This window comes from Laspinema olomoucense D3b (assembly GCF_025370785.1).
Classification (GTDB): domain Bacteria; phylum Cyanobacteriota; class Cyanobacteriia; order Cyanobacteriales; family Laspinemataceae; genus Laspinema; species Laspinema olomoucense.
This window is the reverse complement of record NZ_JAMXFA010000003.1, coordinates 111,186-131,041: the sequence shown is the minus strand read 5'-3', so window position 1 is coordinate 131,041 and position 19,856 is coordinate 111,186. Positions and strand designations below refer to the sequence as shown.

Annotated in this window: 19 protein-coding genes and 1 pseudogene; 7 read left to right on the top strand and 13 right to left on the bottom strand. The window is 49.0% G+C overall.

What is annotated here, in order from left to right:
* The first annotated feature begins 161 nt into the window (after window positions 1-161).
* Both NG792_RS28920 and NG792_RS02895 read left to right on the top strand, forming a co-directional pair.
* Window positions 162-2,051, top strand: a complete 1,890-nt coding sequence (locus NG792_RS28920; protein ID WP_261234442.1) for a DUF3685 domain-containing protein — start codon at window positions 162-164, stop codon at window positions 2,049-2,051.
* 456 nt (window positions 2,052-2,507) lie between these two features.
* Window positions 2,508-3,623: a tetratricopeptide repeat protein gene (locus NG792_RS02895; RefSeq protein WP_261234441.1), complete on the top strand. Its 1,116-nt coding sequence runs from the start codon at window positions 2,508-2,510 to the stop codon at window positions 3,621-3,623.
* Between the two features lie 98 nt (window positions 3,624-3,721).
* Here the strand turns inward: NG792_RS02895 and NG792_RS02890 are convergent, their stop codons facing one another.
* The 5 genes and pseudogenes from NG792_RS02890 to NG792_RS02870 form a co-directional block, all read right to left on the bottom strand.
* Window positions 3,722-4,582, bottom strand: coding sequence for a DUF928 domain-containing protein (locus NG792_RS02890; RefSeq protein ID WP_261234440.1), 861 nt, complete (start codon window positions 4,580-4,582; stop codon window positions 3,722-3,724).
* 407 nt (window positions 4,583-4,989) lie between these two features.
* Window positions 4,990-6,141 carry an RNA-guided endonuclease InsQ/TnpB family protein gene (locus tag NG792_RS02885; protein ID WP_261234439.1) on the bottom strand — a complete coding sequence of 384 codons (1,152 nt, stop codon included), beginning with the start codon at window positions 6,139-6,141 and terminating at the stop codon, window positions 4,990-4,992.
* A pseudogene (locus NG792_RS02880) lies at window positions 6,074-6,691 on the bottom strand (IS607 family transposase). Before NG792_RS02880 ends, NG792_RS02885 begins: the two are co-directional and overlap by 68 nt.
* 370 nt (window positions 6,692-7,061) lie before the next feature.
* Window positions 7,062-9,047 carry a CHASE2 domain-containing protein gene (locus NG792_RS02875; protein WP_261200021.1) on the bottom strand — a complete coding sequence of 662 codons (1,986 nt, stop codon included), beginning with the start codon at window positions 9,045-9,047 and terminating at the stop codon, window positions 7,062-7,064.
* Window positions 9,048-9,465: 418 nt separating this feature from the next.
* Complete coding sequence (locus NG792_RS02870) at window positions 9,466-10,245, bottom strand: photosystem II electron transport protein, Sll1252 family (RefSeq protein ID WP_261234438.1); 780 nt, start codon at window positions 10,243-10,245, stop codon at window positions 9,466-9,468.
* Between the two features lie 268 nt (window positions 10,246-10,513).
* On the opposite strand from NG792_RS02870, the gene NG792_RS02865 reads away from it, so the two are divergent.
* On the top strand, window positions 10,514-11,119 hold the full coding sequence (locus tag NG792_RS02865; protein WP_261200023.1) for a YkgJ family cysteine cluster protein: 606 nt from the start codon (window positions 10,514-10,516) through the stop codon (window positions 11,117-11,119).
* Window positions 11,120-11,273: 154 nt separating this feature from the next.
* On the opposite strand, the gene NG792_RS02860 is transcribed toward NG792_RS02865, so the two are convergent.
* Window positions 11,274-11,780 carry a hypothetical protein gene (locus NG792_RS02860; RefSeq protein ID WP_261200024.1) on the bottom strand — a complete coding sequence of 169 codons (507 nt, stop codon included), beginning with the start codon at window positions 11,778-11,780 and terminating at the stop codon, window positions 11,274-11,276.
* A 305-nt stretch (window positions 11,781-12,085) separates the two neighbouring features.
* Between NG792_RS02860 and NG792_RS02855 the strand changes: the two genes are divergently transcribed.
* From NG792_RS02855 to prmA, 3 genes are all read left to right on the top strand, one after another.
* A complete protein-coding gene (locus NG792_RS02855) occupies window positions 12,086-12,223 on the top strand; it encodes a hypothetical protein (RefSeq protein ID WP_261200025.1) in 138 nt (45 codons plus the stop codon).
* A gap of 40 nt (window positions 12,224-12,263) precedes the next feature.
* The gene (gene serA, locus NG792_RS02850) at window positions 12,264-13,847 is read left to right on the top strand and encodes a phosphoglycerate dehydrogenase (protein WP_261200026.1); all 1,584 of its coding nucleotides are present in this window, start codon (window positions 12,264-12,266) and stop codon (window positions 13,845-13,847) included.
* 257 nt (window positions 13,848-14,104) lie between these two features.
* A complete protein-coding gene (gene prmA, locus NG792_RS02845) occupies window positions 14,105-14,992 on the top strand; it encodes a 50S ribosomal protein L11 methyltransferase (RefSeq protein ID WP_261200027.1) in 888 nt (295 codons plus the stop codon).
* 42 nt (window positions 14,993-15,034) lie between these two features.
* Here the strand turns inward: prmA and NG792_RS02840 are convergent, their stop codons facing one another.
* Together NG792_RS02840 and trxA are read right to left on the bottom strand one after the other, a co-directional pair.
* Window positions 15,035-15,625 carry a hypothetical protein gene (locus NG792_RS02840; RefSeq protein ID WP_261200028.1) on the bottom strand — a complete coding sequence of 197 codons (591 nt, stop codon included), beginning with the start codon at window positions 15,623-15,625 and terminating at the stop codon, window positions 15,035-15,037.
* Between the two features lie 142 nt (window positions 15,626-15,767).
* Window positions 15,768-16,085: a thioredoxin gene (trxA, locus tag NG792_RS02835; RefSeq protein ID WP_261200029.1), complete on the bottom strand. Its 318-nt coding sequence runs from the start codon at window positions 16,083-16,085 to the stop codon at window positions 15,768-15,770.
* A 222-nt stretch (window positions 16,086-16,307) separates the two neighbouring features.
* Between trxA and NG792_RS02830 the strand changes: the two genes are divergently transcribed.
* Window positions 16,308-17,135: an SDR family oxidoreductase gene (locus tag NG792_RS02830; protein ID WP_261200030.1), complete on the top strand. Its 828-nt coding sequence runs from the start codon at window positions 16,308-16,310 to the stop codon at window positions 17,133-17,135.
* 147 nt (window positions 17,136-17,282) lie between these two features.
* Here NG792_RS02830 and NG792_RS02825 read toward each other — a convergent pair whose 3' ends face one another.
* The 5 genes from NG792_RS02825 to NG792_RS02805 all read right to left on the bottom strand — a co-directional run bounded on the left by NG792_RS02825 (window position 17,283) and on the right by NG792_RS02805 (window position 19,626).
* Window positions 17,283-17,504 carry a hypothetical protein gene (locus NG792_RS02825; protein WP_261200031.1) on the bottom strand — a complete coding sequence of 74 codons (222 nt, stop codon included), beginning with the start codon at window positions 17,502-17,504 and terminating at the stop codon, window positions 17,283-17,285.
* A gap of 119 nt (window positions 17,505-17,623) precedes the next feature.
* On the bottom strand, window positions 17,624-17,845 hold the full coding sequence (locus NG792_RS02820) for a hypothetical protein (RefSeq protein ID WP_261200032.1): 222 nt from the start codon (window positions 17,843-17,845) through the stop codon (window positions 17,624-17,626).
* Window positions 17,846-18,401: 556 nt separating this feature from the next.
* Window positions 18,402-18,596 (bottom strand): hypothetical protein, encoded by a 195-nt coding sequence (locus NG792_RS02815; RefSeq protein WP_261234437.1) that lies wholly within the window; start codon window positions 18,594-18,596, stop codon window positions 18,402-18,404.
* A gap of 253 nt (window positions 18,597-18,849) precedes the next feature.
* On the bottom strand, window positions 18,850-19,110 hold the full coding sequence (locus NG792_RS02810; RefSeq protein ID WP_261200034.1) for a DUF1816 domain-containing protein: 261 nt from the start codon (window positions 19,108-19,110) through the stop codon (window positions 18,850-18,852).
* Between the two features lie 135 nt (window positions 19,111-19,245).
* Complete coding sequence (locus tag NG792_RS02805) at window positions 19,246-19,626, bottom strand: response regulator (protein ID WP_015151125.1); 381 nt, start codon at window positions 19,624-19,626, stop codon at window positions 19,246-19,248.
* Window positions 19,627-19,856 lie beyond the last annotated feature (230 nt).

Here is a 19,856-nt window from a genome sequence, read left to right as displayed (position 1 = left end):
GGGGTCGCATCCGATAGAAATGGAGGATTTGTGCGGCACAATGGGATCTAGAAACCAAAGACAGCTCTCGGGGGGTCGGTGAAACGGTTGATTTTGGCTCGGCTTTCCCCGAACTGCGCTGTTCTGGCTCCCCTATCCCAGCCCTTTAACTCATTTCTGCCGTGAGTCACCCCCCTTTTCAACTGCTATTGATTGAGCAAGACCCGATTTTCTTATTGGGTCTGTCTAGCTTGTGTCAGCAATCAACGGATCTGCAAGTCGTGGGTCAAACCACTGACGGGACTCGTGCTTTAGAGATTCTCTCTACTCTGGCCAATCCGGCGGACCCGAGCGCGATCGCCCCCCCTCCTGCCGATCGCCCTGTGGATGTGGTGTTGTTGGACTTGGAGTTAGGCCGCACGGAACCCGATGGAGTCACGAGTTTCACCCTGATGGCAGAACTCGGGCAACGATACCCTGGGGTGTCTCTATTGTTGCTGGGTCGCTCGCCAAACCCTAACCCTACAGAGACTGCGTATCCTAGGAATGTCAAGGGATACTGCCCGAAAGGGATAGCCGGAGCGGAACTGATTCAGGCCATCGGGACTGTGGCATCGGGGGAAACCTATTGGGGTAGAGGGGGAAATATTCGGGTCTCCACGGGGCAAAGTCGGGGAATTTCTAGGCCGGGTGGACTGATTGGCCTTATACTCAAGGATCTGGGCCTTTCGGGTTTACGTCAAATTGATGCCGAAATTCGCCAGGTTGATCAGTATGTACAAGGCGATCGCTTATCGGATTTTGACCGCTTGTTTTGGCAGGGCCGCCGCAGGGAACTCCTCACCGCTCGTTGGATGGTAAATAAGTTGTTGGCTCCATCGGTGAGCGAACCGCCACCTCCTCAGTCGGCAAACCCTACCGATCGCCGTTTTCAAGTCAATTCTCCCGGGCAACCTAACCGCATCCAGGCATCTCCAGAGCGCCCCAATCGCCCCCGAAAATCAAGGAATCTCGCGAGTTTGGTTGCGGCTTCTGCTCCCGAGTTGTTATCTCCTACGGGTTCAGAACTGAGCCCGATTCATAACCCTCGCCCATTACTGGAGGCGATCGCCGAGAAAATAGATACTCCTTTGGCCAACCTCACAGATACCGTCCTAGAAATTGATATCCTAAACCTTGACAAAAGGCAAGAATTACTGTACACGATTCTGCACCAATTTGAAGAAATTTTGGCGCAACTGCGGTATGCTCAAGTCCAGGCTACGGAACTCCCCTCAAAACGCGATCGCATCATCCGCGATTTATGGGAAATGTCCGTTACTGCCTATTTCGGGAAATACTATTCCATTAACCTGGGGTTAGCCAATTCCTCGCCCTCCGTCCTCGGTGAGTTTGACCTCGTACCCTTTTTACTGGAAGAAATCGAGATTGTCCAAGGTGCTTTATTAAATAAAATCCCCCTCGTTCTCGATTTATTAGCCTATCTCCTCCATCAAATTCCCTTGGTGATCGAAAATGTCATCTACTCCCCGGAAGACCCGAAATCCATTGCTCACGCCAGCGCTTTACTGGAAAACCTAATCATTCAAGTTGCCAACGCTATCATCCAACCCCTCTTAAATCGGGTCGCTGATGTAGAAGAAATTAAACTCAACTTTTTAGATAAGCACTGGCTATCCACCCGAGAAATTGAGCGATTTAGAAATGATTTATCCTGGAAATATCGTCGTCAAAATCTCTGGTTAGAACCCAAAGCTATCTTTGAAAGCCGACATTGGCTCTATATCTTGGACGATGGAGGGATTAAAAAAACTCAAATTTATTCCCCACGAAGGCAAGAATTAGTCCAACTCAAAGGACTGAGACTGGGGGTTACGTTGCTCCTAGAAACTCGCGATGCCATCTCCCCGCGAATCAAAGCTATTTTGCTCTCTTTGGGGAATAGTGGGCGCTATTTGCTGATTCAATTGGGGAAAGGTTTGGGTTTAATTGGGCGAGGGATTCTGCAAGGGATTGGCAGTTCGTTCCAAGAGAGCCGATTCTCCCGAAATCGGGAAGAGCAAAATCGGTAAGGGCGATCGCCTGGGGGGCCGGAGTTGCGCAAGTCCCAGTGGCTGCCTGGGCGCCCCAGAATTACCCGAGGTTAAGGGGGAGTTGACGATTCGGAGATCGGCCCTTGTCCCCCTGGGGAGAAACAGTTTCTGAACCGCGCTGATGCTTTGGGCAATCCCATCTTGAATCCTCCCCCAAAAATTTCCCAGTTGATTGCGCTTATCTCATACTTCTGCCGTTAAAATCCCTAAATAGGATTCTACAACCACCCCTTAAAAAGGTGAGCCGTTGTTGTTAAAATCAGAGTCCCGAGAGGTTACCTTGCTCGCGCCTCCTCCAATCGCTCTGGAGAAAGTGAACGGTTCGGTTCGCCCTAGGGGTGGCAAGGGGTATCCTGTAGGTTTCTCTGTTCCCGGTAACAGAGAAGCATTCTTGTAATCTCTAGCAATTATCGTACAAACAAGAGAAGTTAGGCCGTGCAAAAACTGAACCCTTTATTCGTGAGTCTCCTGTTGTTAGGAGGAATCAGCATCATCACCCCATCGGTTACCCTGGGGGCAACCGAACCTCTATTGTTAGCGCAGGCGGCCCAAAATAATGAGAATCTCAACCGCGAGGTTAATGAACTGTTGCGACAAGGGCGAGAATTAGTGGATTCGGGGGATTATGCCAAAGCCATCGAGGTTTATTTACAAGCGGCTAACTTAGATGGTGACAACGCACGGATTTTTTCTGGAATTGGCTTTTTACAAGCCACGCAGCAAAATTTTGAAGCCGCAGTGAATGCCTTTGAGCAAGCGACTTCTTTGGAACCGGACAATGCAGATTTCCAATATGCCCTGGGTTATGCCTTGGCGAATTTGGGTAATAATGAGGGGGCAGCGATCGCCTACCGACGAGCGGCACAACTGGATCCGGAGAACCTGAATGCCCAAATAGGGTTAGGGGTGGTTTTGTTGCGCCAAGAAGACTATGACGGAGCATTACAGGCGTTTCAACAGGTGACCAGTCGCGATACGAGCTACTGGCAAGCTTACGAGTCGATTGGGACGGCGTTACTCCAGCAGGGACGGATTGATGAGGCAGTCACGGCACTTCAACAAGCTGCAGCGTTGGCTCCCCGACAAGGGAGTATTCAGATGATTTTAGGGGTGGCGTTTCTGACACAGGGAAAGACGAATGAAGCTTTGGAAACGTTTAAGCAAGCGGCCCAGTTTGAACCGCGAAATGCCCAACTTCAGTTAGCGATCGGCAAACTACTACAGGACCAGGGTCAGATGATCGAAGCCCTGGTTACTTATCAAAGAGCAGTGAGTTTAGCGCCGGATTTGATAGAACCCCAAGCTGCGATCGCCCAGATTCATCTCCAGCAGGAAGACTATTTACAGGCGATCGTCGCCTACCGTCGATTAACGGAACTCTCTCCAGATAATGGGGATGCTTATTATAATCTCGCCCTGGCCTTACGAGGACGCAATCGGATTTCCGAGGCGATCGAGCAATTGAAAAAAGCCGAAGAGCTTTATCAGCAGCAGGGTGAAAATGAAAGATTGGAAAAAGTCGAGGCACTTCTGAGCGAGCTTCAGCCTTAATTTTCCTCACTCCCGAAAGAGGGAAGGACCGTAGGATGGGGGAAATGAAAAAAATTCATCCTTCATCCTTCAACAGTCCCCCTTGAGAATTGCCCCTTTTATCGGTTGGTTTCAGGGTTGGCTTCGGTGGCTCGGCTTTGCTGATCCTCCTCGATTTCCATGATGATCTCTTGAACGAGGGGGACCTGCGCGACATTTGACAGTTGCACTGAGGTGATCAGTTCTTCCCACTCCGTGGTGATGTCCGCATTATTGGGATTGCTACGGCGCAGTTTAGCCAGCACGGAAATCGCCTCATGCCAAATCCCGTTGCGAGCATACACTTGAGCACGTTCCAGGTCCGATGTAGTGGTGAGTAACTGCTCGGTTAAGCCTGCACTGGCCTCTATTCGGCGAATCCAGCCTTGGACATAAACATCTGCTGCCCGATCTTCGGGGTTACAAATAATAGAAAAGTACCAGCGATAATTCGCATTAATTTCTAATGGGGGGAGGCTCGCATTTTCCGGCAGGTTCAAGCTAACGATTCCCGCCTCACCTTTTGTGCGAAATGTAGTTTCATAAATGACTTTTTCACCCATTTCATCCATCAGCACGAATTCTACTCCCGTGGCTGAAGTCGATGGTAAATACCAAAAGAATGTGGGATAGGCTTCTACGGTTAATCCCATCGTGGTTTCAGGGACCAACGCTGTTAACGCTTGATCGGTCGGACGATCCCCGGTGACGCTACAGCCTCGACTACCCCCTCCAATCCGTCGTCCTGGAACTCCAGGACTCACTTGATCAAAGGGACTTCCGCCCCGGGTGCCTCCGCCAACACGTCCTCTAGGGGCGCCGACATTATCCGGGGGGACAAATTCCGCTGCCGATGTTGGGAGGGTTCCCCCTGTCAATAATTGCAAACCTACGGCAATACTAGCTAGTATTGATGGAGTCCAATATTTTGTATTAATCATATTCGGTTCTCCCTTATGGTACAGAGCGAGTGATGGGATTGAGTGAAAGCCTAAATTAATTGTAGTAGTTCTCTTGAATCCGAGTGTGACTTATGTCATAAGCTCTGTCCTCGCGATCGCTCAAAATAGTTTTCTCTAAACCTCTTTTGGGCAATCAAGGTATCAAAAAATTACTCAGTCTATTATCCCCGGATTCTGATGGGCGATCGCCACAACTCTTTTTATCTAAATTCTTCGGTTCAATCCACCCTACCGTTGTGAGCATTTCACAGTTTGGTTCCCGTTTAGTCAGTTGCCTGGAGACTTCCCCTAAAAAGAGCAGGCATTGCCAGCTTGCTCCGGATTACACCCCGTTCAAGTCACTTCCTAAGTCCAGACCATCGGAATGGTCGGGGAATCTGATACATTTACGCGACATTTATCCGGCTATTGCCGGACAATGCGACGATAGCACTATCACCTATTAAGGTAACAGAGGCGGTATCCCGCAAAGCTTTTAGAAAAATTCCAAAAGCACCGTTCCAGTCTCTGGGTAGAGTGAACCCGCACTCAGGACATCGGAACACTTTTGAGCCACCTAGCTTGGAGTGAACATGACCACAGTGGGTACAGGTTTTGCTGGTGTATTCTTCAGTCACATCCACAACTGTGGTTCCAGTTATCTCGGCTTGATGTCTCAGGGTTAGTTTAAATCGATAGTGCGCCCAAGTTAGCATTGCTCGGGCAGTCTTGGACCTGATTTTCCGCTTCACCTTGGCAACCATATCGGAAGTCTCGAAAGTGGGCAGAAAAATTACACTGTAGTTGTGAGTCAAGTAATGAGCAATTTGCTTGTGGGCTTCATCAACTAAATTCCGGATTTTGGTTCTCATTCGTTGAGCCGCTTGCCTCATGCGTCGCCGCCTTGAGCGACTGGGTTCCTTGGCGATTCGGCTCATTAAATCATCCAAATGTTGGCATAGCCGAGTAATGCGTCCAATATCCCCGGAGCCAAATTCCAGAAACCGTGAACCATCAAACCCAGTCATAAAAGTTCGGACACCCGGATCTAATGCAATCACTCCGGTGGCTTCCGTTGGAGTAACAGAAACCGGTTCAGGGAAAACCGCAAACCATCGACCTTTGGTAAACACCAACTGAGTCCCTTGGTCACAAGTTTTAGGGATGGGTTCGGAAACCCTGAAAGTTAATCCTTTCGTTAGTCTTGGATACCAACTTCCTGAAGAGAAATTAGCATCATTAAACTTAATCGCTTGAGAACTGTCACGACAACTTCTAAACCTTGCATTAGGACTGGCGATAAAAGCGAGATAGGCATCGAAGATGGCATTTTGCCGAATGTGGCAGGGTGTTTCTTTAACCCATGCGGGTAATTCACCCTGCATCACTTCGTTGCGTAATTTCAACTTGCTTAGTCGTTTGCCACACCTGAACAATGCAATTGCTTGGTTGTAGCAGTATCGACAAGCCGCCAGCCATTTACGCCAGACTTTATTTAGTTCGGGACTGGGGTAAATCCGGATCTTCTTTGACCTGAGTCTTGTACTTACGCAGTCCATAAAGTCGGGAACTGAAGCAGTGGAGGATGGCGAGGATGTCCTCAACCATTTCTCGTTCTGGACTGAGACTTGTCTGGTTGAGAACCACGAGTTCGCACCGGTTTTGCTCACCGAGCCATCGAAACCAGTCAAATCCGTTGGTGATAGCCTGCCGTCAGGCATATCTTGCCAATCGGTCTTTGTGGGCAACGACAACCATGCGGACATTTCCTGACAATTGATGTCCCAATAAGGCAAGCATCTTCTTTCGCTTGAAGTTGAGTCCGCTTCTGATTTCTGCGATAACTTCTGCTTCAGGATACAGGCTTGAGAGTGCGGCAACCTCTCGATTGAGGCCGCTTTGCTGGGCGCGACTACTAACTCTGGCATAAATAACGACTGAAAGCTTGTCACTGCCTGAGAAGGCGGCATAAGATTCAAGGTGGTGTCGTCGTTGCCCAGCAGGAGTTCTGATGGTCTTAATTGATCCATTTTCATCCCATCTGCGGAGTGTTTTTTCGTGGACTCCAAGGATGAACGCTGCTTCCTTGGGTGTGACATATCTGACAATAGGTCTGCCTTCAAATTTTCTCGCCTATTATAACGCATTGCCCTAAGATGTTTAGCTAATCTGTGATTAAATCATGCTCCCCATAGGATTCTAAAAGATGAGCATTCCGGGGAAAATATTAAAAAGTCTATCCACCAATGACCCACTATTTGAGAAAATGTTCCTCTTTGATACATCATTAATTGTGGAAATTGTGGAGATTGGGCAATCCTCCAAAATAAAGTTCCCCGGATTGGTCCGGGTTCCTCTGGGGCGGCGGTTTTTAGTGCCATCAGGACATGAAACCGGGTTTGTGCCCCAGAAAAAGTTAGGACTCGGCCAAAATTTTGTACAAAATCCCGGTTTGTCTTCTCGATGCAGTACCGATGCCCTAGGGAGTCGGGTGGCGACGAGCGACCACGCGGTAGACATCAACGGTTTGCTGCTTCCCTTTGAGGGACAAGGGTCCCCAGTGTTCCACAAAAAACTCGTCTTGGATATGGATGAGGGTTTCGTGGGCGATCAGGACGCGACAAATACTGGATTGTCGGTCTTTCTCACAGCTTTCTAAGCGAGAGGCAATGTTGACGCTATCACCGATAATGCCGTATTCTTGACGTTCCTTTCCGCCGAGACTCCCGGCAACCACGGCCCCGGTAAAAATTCCGACGCGCATCTGAATCACGGGGAGGCCGCGTTTTTGCCAGTTGCGGTTGAGTTCTTGAAGGCGATCGCCCATTGCCAGACCCGAGGCGACAGCATTGCGCGCATCCCGGGCAATATCCACGGTGGACTGACGAGGCAGGGGAACCCCAAAGGCCGCCATAATGCCATCCCCGGTAAACTTGTTAATAATTCCTTGATGTTCTTGGATGACTTGGCTCAGAACGTCCAAATATTCGTTTAACCACTCTAGGAGGGCTTCGGGGGGCATTTGTTCCGAGATGGTGCTGAAGTCCTTGAGGTCAGTGAATAACATGGTGGCGGTCAGTTTTTGACCGGGAAGTTTGCCATCTTTGAGGAGGCGATCGCGGTTTTCCCAGAGTGCATCGGCAATTTCTGGGGCCGCATTTTGTCCTAAGAGTTTCATGACGATCTGCTGTTGCTGTCCAGACTGGTAGGCCCGAAATGCCACCACCCCAGCGACGGCGATCGCCAACCCCACCAGAGGCGTGACCACCGGCACCCAACCGGCTTGGGTAAACAGTATCCAACTGACGAAGCATAAACCAACGGCGCTGACCCCACTCACAACAGGCAAAATTAACGGATGCCGAATCAGCCAAGCGATGGTCCCCCCCACGGCGATCCAGCCAATCACCCAGAGAATTTCGGCCCACTCCGGCCAAACCCAAAATAAAGGCTGCCCGTCTAAGACGGCACTCAATAACTGACTGAGCATTTGGGTATGAATCAATACCCCGGGCATGAAGGGATTGTTTTGTCGTGAACTATAGGGGGTATAGTGGACATCTTTGATGCTCGGGGCAGTGGTTCCGATCACAATAATTTTATCCCGGATCCATTCGGGTTCCAGGCGATCGGCCAGGACCTCCGACAAGGGAATGGACGGGGCCACCTCCTTTCGAGACCGATAATTGAGTAGAATCTGGAAGCCTTGAGCATCCAGGTGGGTATAACCCCCGGAGTTAAACTTTAATGGCGCTAATATTGCTTTTCCCCAGATGATGTGACCGGGTTGGGTTTCGCTGGGTTGGGGAAAAAGTCCCTGGTCCCCTAGATAGAGCATCGCCAGTTGGAGGGAAAAAGAAAGGTTAGTTTTTCCATTGAGCACGAAGCTCATTAAATTACGGCGAATCGGTCCATCGTGATCGCTTACCAAGTCATTAAAGCCGATCCGTTCTGCCGGGACACTCGGGGGTGGTTTGACCCCGGGGGAATCGTTTCTAATGGCGATGATATTTGGGGCTTCTAATTCCTTGAGGAGTTCCGGATGTCCTGGGGGTTGGGGGAGATCCCGATACAGATCCAAGCCGATCGCCACGGGTTCATATTGTTGCAAATTCTCCAATACCTGGGCCAGGGTGCGATCGGATAGGGGCCATCCCTCGGCCTGGATGTCTTCTTCGGAGATCGTCACGATCGCAATCCGAGGATCTGGGGGTTTATCGGCACGCCACTGCATCAGCCGATCATAAACCATCAGTTCCCCATGTTGGAAACTGCCCAGTTGTCGGACTCCGAGCACAAAACCGGAGGTACAAAGGGTCGCCATCCCGACCACCGCTACCCCCGTCAGATCGGGCAGTTTTTTCTGAATCTGGTGCAAGAACTTGGCAAACACAGATCTCCTACTGTGATTTAATCTTTTAGATTCGTGGATTTCATCAAGAAACTCTTGAATTTGGCGTACCATAGCAGTGATTATTCCCGAATGGTCAACCCAGGATATCCCTGTTTTTTTGACAGTATGACATGATTTTAACCCGGAGTGAGGGGTCTGACCCCGCAATTGTCCTAGGGACTGCGATCGCCAATTTTTCCAGAGTTCTCTAAGGAGTTTCCCCAGAATTTACAGTTTATTTACCCGATATAAACTTACGGATTTTTCACTTTAACCAGGCTTAAAAGTAATCGAGGCTTAAATAATAGGTAAGAGATTGAAGAGATTAACCCAAAAAATTCCTTGCATCTCTAAATTATTATTTTTTTAATGCGTGAGGAACAGGGAGAAAGGGATCTTTCCCTTTGGGTGGATCCAAAATGTTGGAGAGTGGAGTCTTCAATAGTGCCGGACACCGAGTCAACTCCCTCTCCCTAACCGCCTGAACTTCTTACAAATACCGGGTAAGCTGAATCCGATAGCGTTCTTTTTTGGTAACTTGAACTTCTCCAACTTCCAGGCGTCCTTTCCCGCGAATGGCGATTAAATCGTTGGGTTTAAGTTGGTAACTGGTTTGAGAGATATCTTTCCAGTTAACGCGGACATCCCCACTATTAATTAAATCAGCCATTTTGCTGCGAGACATCCCGAATCCAGCAGAGGCGATCGCATCTAAGCGCATGGATGCCTCCACGGTGGTTAACTCTTTCTTTTTGGGCTCGCGAATTTTCAACTCCCCCAACTCGATGCGCTGGGTTTTCACCGGGACCGATCGCACCTGAGTTAAACTCATCTCCAAAAATTCCACTAGATCTGGGGAGACGATCGCCTGTGCACCCCGTTCCCCCAGGACAATAATATCCCCGACTTTTTCGCGAACAATGCCAGTACCCAAGATAGACCCCAGAAAGTCCCGGTGACTAGCGGAATCAAACAAAAAGTTACCGGCAATTTCTAACGCGGCTAAGGGTACAGTGGTCGCATCTAAAGGCAAATCGATGCGGGCGATCGCCACCCGTTGTCGTTCCGCCTGGGGATATCCCCCGAATGCTATCAAATGAACCTCTGTCAGGCGATTGAACGCCGTCTGGGTTTCCATCAGTTCGATCGGCGAAAGAAAATCCGTCACCGCCACTTCCCAGGTTTTAATTGCGCGATCGGCCAGATCAAGGATATGAGCCATTTGCTCACGATTTTCAACAGCTTTTAATAGTTCTTCCCTTGGCAGCATTCGTTTACTAATTCTTTCTTTAACACTAGGATTTATTTTATCGTTTGAACTCCCAGGTTTACCGGAAAAGGGCAGTATTGCGATCGCTCATCCGGAGTGAGGGGTTTGCGATCGTCATCTCCTCCACTTGGGCTCATGCACCTCAACCTTGAACCCGTAGGGTATAAAAAGATTCTCCCTCCAGTTCACCCAATCTTGTCCCACCTGAGCTAAATATTAGAGATGGCTCTTTTTCTCCCCTTAACTGGGATTGCAGTTTTTAAAATGTATGAACCGTGAAGTCATCCCACAGATAGTCGCGTTATATGAGCGCATTGAGACTGAAACCGCAGCATTTCAAGCAGCAAGTGGATTGCACTGTCCACCGGGATGCGGCAAATGCTGTGATAATCCGGAAGTAGAGGCCACAATCCTAGAAATGATGCCCCTGGCCCTAGAGTTATGGCGGACTGGAGAAGCAGCAGCTTATTTAGAACGTCTTTCTACTCTGAATGGGTCTGAACCTTGTCTCTGTTATCGCCCAGATCCTTTGGTTCCGGGGAATGGACGCTGTAGTGTTTATACCTGGCGACCCACCCTGTGCCGATTGTTCGCCTTCGCGACGGTGAAGAATAAGTTGGGGGTTCCGGAATTGGCTGCCTGTATCCGGCAAAAGCAGACGATTCCGGAACAAGTAGAACGGGCAAAAGAGGCGATCGCCGAGGGGATGAGTGCACCCAACTTTGGCGAAGTTGCAACCGAAGTGGCGAATATTGATCCCTCTCTTGGTAGCGATCGATTTCCCATTAATCAAGCCTTAGAACTCGCCTTACAACGAGTCGGCTTGATTGCTCACTTGACCTTTGGAGAAAAGGATGGCGACTGGGTGGCTTAAAACTACCTTGTGCAGATCAGCAGATCAGAAATGGCTGAATTCGTGATATCAAACCCTGAAAACCCTACTAAATTTGGAGTTTTTCGTTTGGAGCAACAAATTCAGTCCTTTCTCGATTTCCGTATTTAATAAGTCCTAAAACCTAACCCTATTATTACTCTTCTAAGTAGCTTTGTAACCCTTCCAAATCGAGCTTACGCAAAATCAAACTGGCTTGATTAATTGCCCGGGGAGAACCGTTAACGACAATGAGATATTTGCCTTGATTGAGGCGATTGCGATAGGGTAAGGCATCACCACTGCCGAAGGCAACTCCGGCACCGCCTCCCACAAAAAAGCTCCCCATTGCACCAGCAACGGCACCACAGAATCCCCCTACGACATGATTGCCAATTTCCCCGGCCCAACTAAAGGTTTGCAAACCAGAAATGACACTAAAGATCATTCCGGCAACAAAACCAAAGGGAATTAGCCAAGTTGCCATCAATTTACTTTGTTTAATTGCTTGTTCGTTGGGGTCGATCAAGCCATATTCATCCGCACTTTTATAACCCCTACCCAAAATAGAGACTTGGTTGAGGGGAAAGCCTTCTTTTTCGAGGACAGAGTAAGCGGTTTCTGCCTGAATCCGGTCTGATACAACAGCAACAAGATAGTTCATGGAGGAAATCTATGGGGTTAATATACGGCTTTAAGGACGGATTGAGGGGATCCGACTGCCTAGGCGGGGGAACCCTCTCTCGGTTCATTTTAGATCGAGTTGGGTCCGAAGGCCGGTCAGAGGTAAACGACTGAGGCCGGGATCCAGCAGGACCGAGGAAAGAAACCCGTTGGCGTCGGGAAAGCACAACAAACATTCCAGTCCCTGAAACCTTAAAATTTTTAGGTCATTGAGCTATAGCCGACCCTTTCCAGTTAAAATGACCTACTGCAACAAGTCTGCCCGGTAGACCGACGAGAGGGAGATTGCACTGCGATCGCGAAGCGTCTCGCAACGAGAATCGCGAAGCGTCTCGCAACGAGAATCGCGAAGCGTCTCGCAACGAGAATCGCTACCTCCATCGGACCCACCCAGACCCGTTGCCGCCCGAAGCTCCCCGGTAAGAGGAGACTGCTGTTGTTTGTTGCCACCTAAACGCTGACCATGCCCAAGGTTCTTGTCTCCGATCCCATAGACCAAGCTGGACTGGATATCCTCTCCCAAGTTGCCCAAGTTGACGTGAAAACAGGGCTATCCAACGAAGAATTAGTTCAGATTATCCCCGAATATGACGCCCTGATGATTCGTTCGGGGACCCGCGTCACCCAAGAAATTATCGAAGCCGGTAACCAACTTAAAATTATTGGTCGTGCCGGAGTCGGTGTGGATAACGTTGATGTTCCCTCTGCAACCCGTAAAGGGATCGTAGTGGTGAACTCCCCAGAAGGAAACACCATTGCTGCTGCAGAACACGCCCTCGCGATGATGCTGTCCCTTTCTCGCTACATTCCCGATGCCAACCACTCGGTTAAAAATGGCACATGGGACCGCAAAAGCTATGTGGGTGCAGAGGTCTATAAAAAGACCCTCGGCATTGTGGGATTAGGTAAAATTGGCTCCCATGTTGCGGCAGCGGCGAAAGCGATGGGGATGAAGTTACTTGCTTATGATCCCTTTATTTCCATCGAACGGGCGGATCATCTCGGATGCCGCTTAGTCGATATGGATTTACTATTCCGGGAATCGGACTACATCACGCTGCATATTCCGAAAACCCCAGAAACGGCTAATCTGATTAATGCTGAAGCCCTCGCTAAGATGAAACCGACGGTGCGGATTATCAACTGCGCTAGAGGTGGAATTATTGATGAAGCGGCTTTAGCTGAGGCATTGAAAGAGGGACGAATTGGAGGGGCGGCCCTGGATGTTTACGAGAATGAACCCTTAGAAGCGGATTCTCCCTTGCGGAGTCTGGGGAAACAAGCGATTCTGACGCCGCACTTAGGGGCCTCTACGGCAGAAGCTCAAATCAATGTGGCGATCGATGTTGCGGAACAAATTAGAGATGTTCTTCTGGGGTTACCGGCGCGATCGGCGGTGAATATCCCCGGTTTGTACCCCGATGCTTTGGAAAAACTCCGTCCCTATCTGCAACTGGCTGAAAACCTGGGCAATTTGGTGGGTCAGTTGGCTGGGGGTCGAGTGGAGTTGCTGAATGTGCGTCTGCAAGGCGAGTTGGCGGATAACAACAGTCAACCGATTGTGGTGGCGGCACTTAAAGGGTTACTCTCCCAAGCATTACGGGAACGGGTGAATTATGTGAATGCCAGCATTGAAGCGAAAGAACGAGGCATTCGGATTATTGAAACTCGGGATGGTTCCATTCGTGACTACACGGGTTCTCTGCACCTAGAGGCGAAGGGTGCACTGGGAGACCACTCGGTAACGGGTGCTTTGTTAGGGGATGGGGAAATTCGGATTACGGATATCGATGAGTTTCCGATTAACGTCCCCCCGACTCACCATATGTTGTTTACTCGCCACCGGGATATGCCGGGAATTATTGGCAAAATTGGCTCTTTGTTGGGCAGTTTTAATGTCAATATTGCCAGTATGCAGGTAGGTCGCAAAATCGTGCGCGGTGATGCGGTGATGGTGTTGAGCCTGGATGATCCCCTGCCTGAAGGGATTTTAGCGGAAATTATGAAGGTTCCAGGTATTCGGGATGCCTATACGGTAATGTTATAGGAGGAAAAGTTTCCTGAAGGCAGAAGAGGGGTTTTAGGTCCCCGGTGTCAGGGTTGGCTCGATCGCTGACTGGATCAAAGATGTGGTTTGAATCGCGATCGGCGAAATTGAAGGGGGATTCTGTTGGGGATAGAACCCGGGACCCGTTGATTTCTGCAAGGGTTTGACCCTGACACTGTGCGATCGCTGGCCAATCATCTGCTCTGAATCACAATACAAGAACGCAACCGCAAATCAGGACTCTGAACTCACAGGCTATGGCTAACAACTGGTGGGAAATACAAGTGCTCTGCGATCCGGCGTTAGAAGATTTGATCTTCTTACGAGTGGAAACTTTTGGCTGTCGCGGTACTGCCAGTGAGATGAAAGGCCATTCCTGTTTGATTTCAGCCTATCTCCCCCAGGAACGGGCGCATTTATTGGATTTGGCGGCCCTGTCTCTGCTCTTTCGTCAAGATGCGCTGTGTGTGAATCTGCCGATTCCTGCAGTCCAGTGGAATCTGATTGAGGAGGAGGATTGGTCAAGTAGTTGGAAGCAACACTGGCATCCCGAAGAAATTGGCGATCGCTTTGTGGTTAACCCCGCATGGCTGCCCATTCCTGAAACCGATCGCCTAGTCTTACAATTGGACCCTGGTGTTGCTTTCGGTACCGGCGCTCATCCCACCACCCAACTCTGTTTAGAGGCACTGGAAATGCGCCTCGGATACGAAGAAACTCACGCAACGATCGCTGATATTGGTTGTGGTTCAGGTATTTTATCTATTGGGGCAATTTTACTCGGTGCCAAGCAGGTTTATGCAGTGGATACCGACCCTCTAGCGGTGAAATCGACTCGGCGCAATCGGGAATTAAATCAGATTGATGAGTCGATTTTACAAGCGGAAGTGGGCAGCATTGATATTATTAAACAACTCAGTGAGCAACCCGTTGATGGGATTGTTTGTAATATCCTTGCTGAAGTGATTATTGATTTAATTCCCCAAATGGATGCCATTTCTCAAGCAAGCACTTGGGGGATTATTAGCGGGGTTTTATTAGACCAAGCTAAACCCGTCGCTGATACTCTGGAACAATATGGCTGGGTGGTTGCCACCCTCTGGCGGCGCAAAGATTGGTGCTGTTTTACCATTCGCCGCAACTAACCTTTCCCCTAATCCGGGACTCGGGGGAGGATTGAGGTGGATTTAGAAAGAGGATTTAAACCACTGAGGACGAGCGTAAATATAGAAATAGGCGATCGCAGATAATCCGGCGATCGCCACCATTACTCCTTTTCCCATAGAAGAAGCGACCCCGGGAAAACTCACTGCCGTTGCCACCCACACCGCCACCACTTCCACCCCGGCCACAATTCTCCCATAATGCTGCGGATCCCAATAGGAAATCGGACTAATCAGGCGATAATCGCTGAAGGGAAAAAAGTGCCGATGTGCATCATCATGATGAACCGGCAAGTCTCCCAAGGAATGAAACACCATACTCATAAAGATAAATTTACCCGTTTCCCAACCGCAAGAATTAGCCAAAATTGCTGCAAAAATTGCCACAGGAATCGAATGAAATAAAGCCACCCAATTTTGTAACCCCGGTTGCCAATAACCCTCACTCCAAATTTGACGTTCCGGCAGTTTTCTGATGAATTTAGCCCAACCATAAAACAAAAATATGGGGAGGTCCGGAAGAATTGCACCCACCGCGATCGCCAGATTCGCTTGGGGTAAGGAAAACTGACTGAACACAGCGAGATTGACGATCGCGTGACTGGGTGTATTCATCAGGCATGGCTTCAGTATATCGGTACTCCCGCTTAGGATATCCCATCCCGCCTCCAGTGGCTACCCCCTCACCCTCTCAGGGTTCCAAACCACCCGTACAAAGGATGGAGATTCCTGTCAAATTGACCGCCTCCAGATTCCCTTACAGCAAGGATTCTAGTTTGGGAATCAGGTGTTCTGCGCTCACAAAGCCCTCAAATCGCTGAACAGGTTTTCCCTGTTTAAATAGAACTAAGGTCGGCAAGGCGTAGATTCGATGCTCGGTTGCGAGATCCTGGTATTTCTCCGTATCAATTTTAACGACTTGAATCCGATTTTTTAAGCGAGTATTTACTTCCTCCAATACGGGACCCATCATTTGACAGGGACCGCACCAAGCGGCGTAAAAATCCACCAGCACAGGTACTTCTGAAGCGGTGAGCATTTCTTCAAAACTGGCAAACTGTTTTTTAACGGTCATAGACTTAAACGGCTCTGTTGAACCGAGAATTACAATATCTCTATGATAGCTAGAGCACTAATATCCGGTGGGGGGGATAAGAAAGAGATGGATTCGTTCCGGGGAACCCCACAGGGGATGAAGTATTTATACTGGGATTCGAGTTACCCAGGATTGATGTGAAACCGTTAAAAGGATAGCAAAATTAGGGAGAATATTAAGGCCAGATTAGCAGGAGTACCGATGGGATTAAATATTGGAATTATCGGCTGTGGTTATGTGGGGACAGCAGTAGCACGCCGATGGCGGGAGTTTGGACATAGTATAACCGCTACAACAACTCGGCGCGATCGCATAGAGGAACTGGAACAGGTGGCGCAACAGGTGGTAGTGCTCCAGGGGAATGACTCGGAAGCACTGGCATCCCTGGTCCAAAACCAAGATATCATTCTCTTAACGGTGGGTGCTCACCAGAGTAACCTCTATCGAGAAACCTATTTGGATACGGCAAACACCTTGGTGCCGGTGTTAAGGGAAGCACCCCGAGTCCAGCAGCTCATTTATACCAGTAGCTATTCGGTTTATGGGGATCAACAGGGAGCATGGGTGGATGAAACCACTCCAGTTAAACCCGTCAATGAGAATAGCCAAATTATCGATGGCGCGGAACAGGTATTGTTATCCGCTCAAAGCGATCGCCTGAATGTCTGTATTCTGCGGTTGGGGGGAATTTATGGACCCAATCGAGAACTGGTGAGAATTTTGAGTCGCTTTGCGGGAACGACACGTCCGGGCAGTGGGGACGAATGGAGTAACTGGATTCATTTAGAGGACATTGTAGAAGCAATTATCTTTGTCTGTCGTCAGCGTTGCCAGGGTATTTACAATCTGGTGAATGATGTTCCCCTGCCGATGCGCGAACTGCTCGATCGCCTCTGCCAGCAACATGGAGTTGAGGCGATTACCTGGGATCCATCCCTCCCTTCTCTGCGCCCCTATCATGCTCGGGTCTCGAATCAGAAACTAAAACGGGCGGGGTTTGAATTGCGCTATCCCGAAACCATGCTATAACGCCCCGGGGCGATCGCCTACCGGGAAACATTACAGAAGATATATACAGAATGCAGGAGACACGCTCGCAATATCTGATACGGCGTGTCTCTCCACAGCATAAATTTTTTCTAACCCAGGTAAATCATTAATAGTGTATCGGTTGCCTTAAGCAATGCTGCGAACCTCACGTTGGGATTGTCTCGATGAGCGAGAGGAAATCGTCGAAAGATCAATTAAACGTTCTAGCTGCTGTACGCGCTGACGAGGTTGTACCACCATTGCCGCCAGATCAGGCATTTCTTGCCAGCAATGGGGACAGAACCAATAAACACCACTTTGACGAGCGTGGCGGAGTAGAGCACTAGAGCAGCAAGGGCAATTGTTCATGATTTTAAACCTGTTTGAGAATAGAAGAAGAGTAAGTAGAAACTTGTAAAGAGAAATGTGCTGTTTTAAAATCCTCCGTGATTCTACGGAAGAAAGTCCCAGGCTGGCTGGGGTTAATTTCAACCCAGACGGCCTGCTTTAGAGAGGTAAAATTTATCTAAACTGAGGACGAGTCCGATAATTAATAGCTGCACTAGCCAAGGTGCCACAGCGAACCCCCAAATAAAGCAGACCACCGCTGTTAAAGCTGCTAGTACAAACGGAACATCACCAGAAGCTCGTAAGTAAATCCAGACGGATCCAAAAGAAATGGTTAAGAGGGTTAGGTAGGCGGCAGGCATGGCTAGGGACTCCTGGAACTTATTGTTAGGACAGTCCGAGCTGAATTCAGCTCTATGATTGAAGTTAAAGCAAGAATGTGAAGATAGCGTGAAGATAACCCGAAAAATCGATATTTTTTTATTTTTTTTTCAACTGAGGATTTTCCGGGAGAGTTCGGGTCTTTTTTTCCCTTTTTTCGCCGTTAGAGGTCAGAGAAACTCGGCAACTCTCTAAGAGGGATCGCCGAGTATGGCCTAAGAATGAAGGATAACCGTTTGTATTAGGGATCCCCGCTCGGTCTTTTATACGCATCCACTGTCCCTTGTGTCGATTCCCAAATATTGATAAATAGAGGGGATTTTAAATCTACCTAAAGGATGATTCAATGTCCCCATAATTAAGCGGGAAAATTTGAGAGGGGGGGTTAAGTTCGGGTAAAGCAGAGCTTCGGGGATCACTTGACCCTTCTTGATCAGGCGGTCTAAGGTAGGCTTAATTTTGCAGTGGGGGTGGTCCTAATATGTCTTCTTCTCGTCCTTATAGAAAAAGGGTGGGAGGCGGTTTTATAGGGAGGAATCAGGGGAAGGGGATCAAAGGGAAAAATGGGAGGGCTACGATGGGGTTTTCGGGGAAATGGCGAAACTTGGGTTGCAGAAACAATGCGATCGCCGGACCGAGGAACTGAGGGTTAAAAGAAGGACTGTCCCCATCTTGGGCAATAGCAGGATCCGGGCGATCGCTATCGTACTCCCGAAGGTCTCCAGGTCTCAATCCCTTTTGATTTTTACATCTTTTCAAGCTAGTTTGGCGATTAAACAATAAGCTGACCCGAGGCGAAAACGTCCGGCAACAGGGGCGCTCCTAAGTATGTTAAGAGAGACAGTATCAGGGTAAACAATATCAGGGGAAACAATTAATTTTCCGATAGGTGGAATGAAGGTTACAAAAAATTCCCCCTGCCCTGATTATTCGCCTGGGGTTGGGGGTGAAAACTCTTTGAGCTGAAGGTGATTAAAACGGCCAATTAATCAAATTCCAGGTCATTGGCGATGGTGAGTTCAGTCGGCTGACAGCGGTGAATATAAACAGCAAACCCCTGAGCCCCTTCACTTTCGAGATCCTCAAGGTAGCCCCCTTTATAGCACTCCGCTTCTTTGGCACTCATAAAGGGACCAAAGTAGTAAGTACAAGTTGGTTCTGCGGTAACGATTTCAATCCACCAAGCAATTCCCAGCTTTTCCAAATAAGAAGTAAAAGCTTCTTCAATCGTTTCTGCTATTTTCATCAAGGCGCTCCGCGATATGTGGATCTATACTTATGAAGGTGATTGTACGCAAAAAAGAGCTTGCGAACCGCTAATCGGGACACATTTTAAAAAATAATCATAAAGAAGTTGTGAATCAAGGAGGGATAGGGGAGATTAGGACTCCCAACCAAGAGCCGAAGCCACCTGAGCAGCTAGATTCATGGGTTCAAAAGGCTTGGCAATCACCGAGTTGACCCCCAGTTCAGAAAAGCGGCGTTGATCGGCATAAAGCACTTTGGCGGTGAGCAAAATTACCGGAATTTGTTGAGTTGAGGGATTAGCCTGGAGCTTTTTAAAAGTAGCAGGGCCATCCATATCCGGCATCATCACATCCAGGAGAATTGCATCCGGCTGTTTTGCTTCAGCCACCTGGAGACCCTCATTACCGGAACTGGCGGTGAGAACTTCCCAACCTCCAACCATTTCCAGGCTCAGTTGAGCCACTTCCCGGATATCATCTTCATCATCAATAACCAAAATTCGTTTAAAGCTCACGCAGACCTCCTGAAAAAAATGGACGCCCTGATTCGGACGAACCGGGACGAAAAACGATACAGGGGAGGCATCTCCCCGAGATCGGTTTCTCCAGTGGTTGGAGAAAACCGGGACAATGCATGGACACCATGACAGGATTGATCCGAATCGCCAGAAGATAGAGGGAAAATGTACCCGATTGTGCCAGGACGAGAGCAAAAGAGGATCACTCCTTCGCACAGGGTTCCATT

Coding starts and splice junctions, on each gene's coding strand:
- NG792_RS02865 (WP_261200023.1), top strand. CDS start 10,514: ATGAACCGTGAAGTCATCCCACAGATAGTCGCGTTATATGAGCGCATT.
- NG792_RS02860 (WP_261200024.1), bottom strand. CDS start 11,780: ATGAACTATCTTGTTGCTGTTGTATCAGACCGGATTCAGGCAGAAACC.
- NG792_RS02840 (WP_261200028.1), bottom strand. CDS start 15,625: ATGAATACACCCAGTCACGCGATCGTCAATCTCGCTGTGTTCAGTCAG.
- NG792_RS02810 (WP_261200034.1), bottom strand. CDS start 19,110: ATGAAAATAGCAGAAACGATTGAAGAAGCTTTTACTTCTTATTTGGAA.
- NG792_RS02870 (WP_261234438.1), bottom strand. CDS start 10,245: ATGCTGCCAAGGGAAGAACTATTAAAAGCTGTTGAAAATCGTGAGCAA.
- NG792_RS02825 (WP_261200031.1), bottom strand. CDS start 17,504: ATGAACAATTGCCCTTGCTGCTCTAGTGCTCTACTCCGCCACGCTCGT.
- trxA (WP_261200029.1), bottom strand. CDS start 16,085: ATGACCGTTAAAAAACAGTTTGCCAGTTTTGAAGAAATGCTCACCGCT.
- NG792_RS02830 (WP_261200030.1), top strand. CDS start 16,308: ATGGGATTAAATATTGGAATTATCGGCTGTGGTTATGTGGGGACAGCA.
- NG792_RS02820 (WP_261200032.1), bottom strand. CDS start 17,845: ATGCCTGCCGCCTACCTAACCCTCTTAACCATTTCTTTTGGATCCGTC.
- NG792_RS02875 (WP_261200021.1), bottom strand. CDS start 9,047: ATGGTACGCCAAATTCAAGAGTTTCTTGATGAAATCCACGAATCTAAA.
- NG792_RS02885 (WP_261234439.1), bottom strand. CDS start 6,141: ATGGACTGCGTAAGTACAAGACTCAGGTCAAAGAAGATCCGGATTTAC.
- NG792_RS02890 (WP_261234440.1), bottom strand. CDS start 4,582: ATGATTAATACAAAATATTGGACTCCATCAATACTAGCTAGTATTGCC.
- prmA (WP_261200027.1), top strand. CDS start 14,105: ATGGCTAACAACTGGTGGGAAATACAAGTGCTCTGCGATCCGGCGTTA.
- serA (WP_261200026.1), top strand. CDS start 12,264: ATGCCCAAGGTTCTTGTCTCCGATCCCATAGACCAAGCTGGACTGGAT.